The sequence below is a fragment of the Intrasporangium chromatireducens Q5-1 genome (assembly GCF_000576575.1).
Classification (GTDB): domain Bacteria; phylum Actinomycetota; class Actinomycetes; order Actinomycetales; family Dermatophilaceae; genus Intrasporangium_A; species Intrasporangium_A chromatireducens.
Genome location: NZ_AWQS01000296.1, coordinates 1 through 4006, shown reverse-complemented (window position 1 = coordinate 4006; position 4006 = coordinate 1). Strand labels below are relative to the sequence as shown.

General features: G+C 64.9%; 3 protein-coding genes. All 3 read left to right on the top strand.

The window, feature by feature from the left end; all coding sequences use genetic code 11:
• Positions 1 to 12 precede the first annotated feature (12 nt).
• Genes N864_RS19855 through kdpB form a run of 3 tightly spaced genes read left to right on the top strand, consistent with a single transcriptional unit; the run spans position 13 to position 3907 of the window.
• Positions 13 to 84 carry a potassium-transporting ATPase subunit F gene (locus tag N864_RS19855; protein WP_240474425.1) on the top strand — a complete coding sequence of 24 codons (72 nt, stop codon included), beginning with the start codon at positions 13 to 15 and terminating at the stop codon, positions 82 to 84.
• Positions 84 to 1757 (top strand): potassium-transporting ATPase subunit KdpA, encoded by a 1674-nt coding sequence (gene kdpA, locus N864_RS19850; RefSeq protein ID WP_034721426.1) that lies wholly within the window; start codon positions 84 to 86, stop codon positions 1755 to 1757. Before N864_RS19855 ends, kdpA begins: the two co-directional genes overlap by 1 nt.
• A 56-nt stretch (positions 1758 to 1813) precedes the next feature.
• Entirely contained in the window at positions 1814 to 3907 is a 2094-nt protein-coding gene (gene kdpB, locus N864_RS19845) for a potassium-transporting ATPase subunit KdpB (RefSeq protein ID WP_240474424.1), read from the top strand.
• The last annotated feature ends 99 nt before the right edge of the window (positions 3908 to 4006 follow it).

The following is a 4006-nucleotide window of genomic DNA, read 5'->3' as shown; positions in this document are numbered from 1 at the left end:
GTCGTGGAGGTGATGGCTGCGGCGCTGGCCGTCGCGGCGATCGTGTATCTGGTGTTCGCATTGGTCTCGCCGGAGCGGTTCTGATGGAGTGGCTTATCGCCATCTGCGCCCTGTTGACGCTGGGTGTCCTCCTCGTCGTGGCGTACCGCCCTCTGGGCGACTACATGGCGTGGGTCTTCACGACACCTAAGAGCTGGAAGGTCGAGCGGGGACTGTACCGGCTGGTAGGTGTGAATCCGGACAGCGAACAGTCCTGGCAGGCGTATCTGCGTGCGGTCCTGGTCTTTTCCGGCGCGGGACTGGTCGGACTCTATCTCCTGCAACGCACACAGCATCTGCTGCCGTACTCGCTTGGTCTGCCGCCGGTCCGCGAAGACCTCGCATTCAATACCGCAGCGTCGTTCGTGGGGAACACGAACTGGCAGGCTTACTCGCCCGAACAGACCCTCGGCTACCTCGTGCAGATGGCCGGCCTGTCGGTTCAGAACTTCGTGTCGGCTGCCGTGGGAATGGCGGTCGCGGTCGCGCTGGTGCGCGGGTTGGCTTACCGCCGGGGCGGCAGCATCGGCAACTTCTGGGTGGACCTGGTGCGCGGGACGCTGCGCATCCTGCTGCCGTTCTCGGTGCTGGCTGCGCTCGTCCTACTCGCAGGCGGGGTGATCCAGAACTTCAACGGTTTCACCGACGTGACCACCCTGACCGGCAGCCCCCAGACGATCCCCGGCGGGCCGGTCGCCTCGCAAGAGGCGATCAAGATGCTAGGCACCAACGGTGGTGGGTTCTTCAACGCGAACTCGGCTCATCCGTTCGAGAACCCGTCCCCCTGGGCGAACCTGTTCCAGGTGTTCCTGCTGCTAGTCATCCCATTCTCCCTGCCGCGCACCTTCGGGCGGATGGTGGGCGACCATCGCATGGGGTACGCGATCGCAGCGGCGATGGCCGTGCTGTTCGTGGTGGTGTTCACGCTAGTGACCGCGTTCGAGCTGGCCGGCAAGGGTACCGCTCCGGAGTTGGCAGGAAGCGCGATGGAGGGCAAGGAGCAACGGTTCGGGATTATCGGATCGACCCTGTTCGCCACTGCCACCACGGGAACCTCCGGAGGTGCGGCGAACTCGATGCACGGGTCCTACACGGCGCTGGGTGGGATGGTCGCGATCCTCAACATGATGCTCGGTGAGGTCTCGCCGGGTGGCGTCGGGGCCGGCCTCTACACGATCTTGGTGATGGCCGTGATCGCTGTGTTCCTGACCGGGCTGCTGCTGGGTCGGGCACCGGTGTTTCTCGGCAAACGCGTCGGGGTGCGCGAGGTGAAGCTCGCAAGCCTGTTCATCCTGGTGATGCCGGCTCTCGCGCTGGCCGGGATGGCGATCAGTCTGGCGATCCCAGCGGTGCACGAGGAGATAGTGACCGAGGGCATGGGCAATCCCGGTGCGCACGGCATGTCCGAGGTTCTGTACGCATTCGTTTCCGCCGCCATCAACAATGGCTCCGCGTTCGCCGGGTTCAGTGCGGACACCCCCTGGCTCAACACCACCCTGGGGGTCATCATCCTGCTGGGCCGGTTCGTCCCGATCGCCTTGGTGCTGGCGTTGGCGGGCTCGTTCGCGGCACAAGACCGTGCCGCGTCGACCGCCACCGAACTGCCGCTGCACCGACCACAGTTCGTGGCCCTGCTCGTTGGTGTCATCGTGTTCGTCGCGGTCCCGACGTTCATCCCCGTTCTGATGGTGGGTCCGCTGGCGGAGGGGCTGGGATGACGATGGCATCAACGGTGCAACGCTTCACCGGCAGGCGTGTCTGGCCTCGAATCCGGATGCTCTGGCGGGCCATTCGCCCCTTGCTGGGGAGCACGATTCGCAAACTCAACCCTAGGTCACAAGCACGCAACCCGGTGCTGTTCATCGTGTGGTGCGGGGCTGCGCTGACGACCATCGTCGCGATCGGCGAACCGTTCGTCGGCGGGCCTGCACCATCCGGCGGAACCGTGCTACCCGCAGGTTTCACCTGGACGATCGCCGTCTGGCTGTGGCTGACCCTTCTTGCCGCGAACCTCGCCGAGTCGCTGGCCGAGGGGCGCGGGCGAGCGCGGACGAGTTCGCTCCGGCTCATCCGGGAGAGCACCACTGCACATCGTGTGCATCACTATGATTCGGAGAACGACGCGGGCGGTCACAGATCGAGCATCCGCGACGTGAACTCCGCGGAGCTACAGCCCGGCGACATCGTGGTCTTGACCACCGGGGACGTGATTCCCGCAGACGGTGAGGTTATCTGGGGCATCGCGTCCGTGGACGAGTCGGCAATCACCGGGGAGTCCGCGCCGGTCATCCGCGAGTCCGGCGGCGACCGCTCTGCCGTCACCGGCGGCACCCGGGTGCTGTCGGATCGGGTCATGGTGCGCGTCACGACACCCCTGGGGGACACCGAGGTCGACCGGATGATCGAGCTCGCCGAGGGTGCTCGCCGGCAGAAAGCACCGAATGAACTCGCGTTGAGTGCGCTGCTGGCCTCGTTCTCGGTATCCTTCGTCCTGATCGCGCTGACTCTCAACGCGGTCGTCTCACCGGTCGCGAGCCCCGTGTCCATCCCGGTCTTGGTCGCGTTGGTGACCTGTCTGATCCCGACCGAAATCGCAGCCTTGCTGTCGGTCACCGGTATTGCCGGTATGTATCGGCTGCTGCAGCGCAATGTGCTCGTGGACTCCGGCCATGCACTCGAGACCGCCGGGGACATCACGACAGTCCTACTCGACAAGACCGGCACGATCACGCAAGGCGATCGCCGCGCTACTCGTTTCACCCCGGTCGCCGGTGCCACGATGGACGAGCTGATGTGGGCTGCAGAGCTGTCATCGCGGGATGACCCCACCCCGGAGGGAACTTCCACGGTGGAGTTGGCGCATCGACACGGGTTCACCGCGGCCAACGACCCGCCGGACGCGGGAAGGGGAGTGCCGTTCAGCGCCCAGACTCGGATGTCCGGTCGTGACCTGCCCGATGGGAACAGCGTCCGGAAGGGCGCCGAGTCGGCGATCCTGGGCTGGCTCAAGCACGTTGGCACACAGCAGACACGTCATGTGGTGGACGAACTGCGTTCACAGACCGCTGCGATCGCGCATGCCGGGGGAACACCGTTGGTGGTCGCGGTCAAGCGGGCAGGTGGACCAGGGCAGGTTCTCGGGGTCATTGAGCTCAAGGATGTTGTCAAGGAAGGCGTTCCCGCCCGGCTCAGCCAACTGCGTGCCTTGGGAATCAGAACCCTGATGGTCACCGGCGATAATCCGTTGACCGCTGCGGCGATCGCGAAAGAGGTCGGCGTCGATGATTATCTCGGTGACGCGACCCCCGAGGACAAGCTCAATCTCATCAAGCAGGAGCAGGCGGCAGGCCACTTCGTAGCGATGAGCGGCGATGGCACCAATGACGCCCCAGCGCTGGCCCAGGCGGATGTCGGGGTCGCGATGAACACCGCGACTTCGGCTGCCAAAGAGGCGGCGAACATGATCGTCCTCGACGACGACCCCACCAAGCTGGTGGAGATCATCGACATCGGTAGACGGCAGATGGCGACGCGCGGCGCGCTGACGACCTTCAACATCGCCAACGATCTAGTGCGCTACGTGGCGCTCTTCCCGGCTCTGTTCGTCGGTGTGTTCCCCGGCCTTGCCACGTTGAACATCCTGGGCCTGCACTCACCTGCCTCTGCCATCTTGTCCACGGTCATCTTCGGGGTCGTGGTGATCGCGATCTTGATCCCGCTGGCGCTCATCGGCGTGCCGTACCGGATGGCAAATCTCGCACGCGCGTTGAACCGCAACCTGCTGTTCTATGGGGTCGGCGGCCTGCTGGTACCCGTCATCGGGATCAAGCTCATCGACATGATCGTCGGACTCCTCCCCGGTTATTGAAAGGACGCCTTTCTCGTGAACGGTTCTGCCCGCAGTTCCGCCCGCACGGTGTGGACTGCGGTGCGCATCATGCTGGTGTTGACGGTTGTTCTGGGCGTG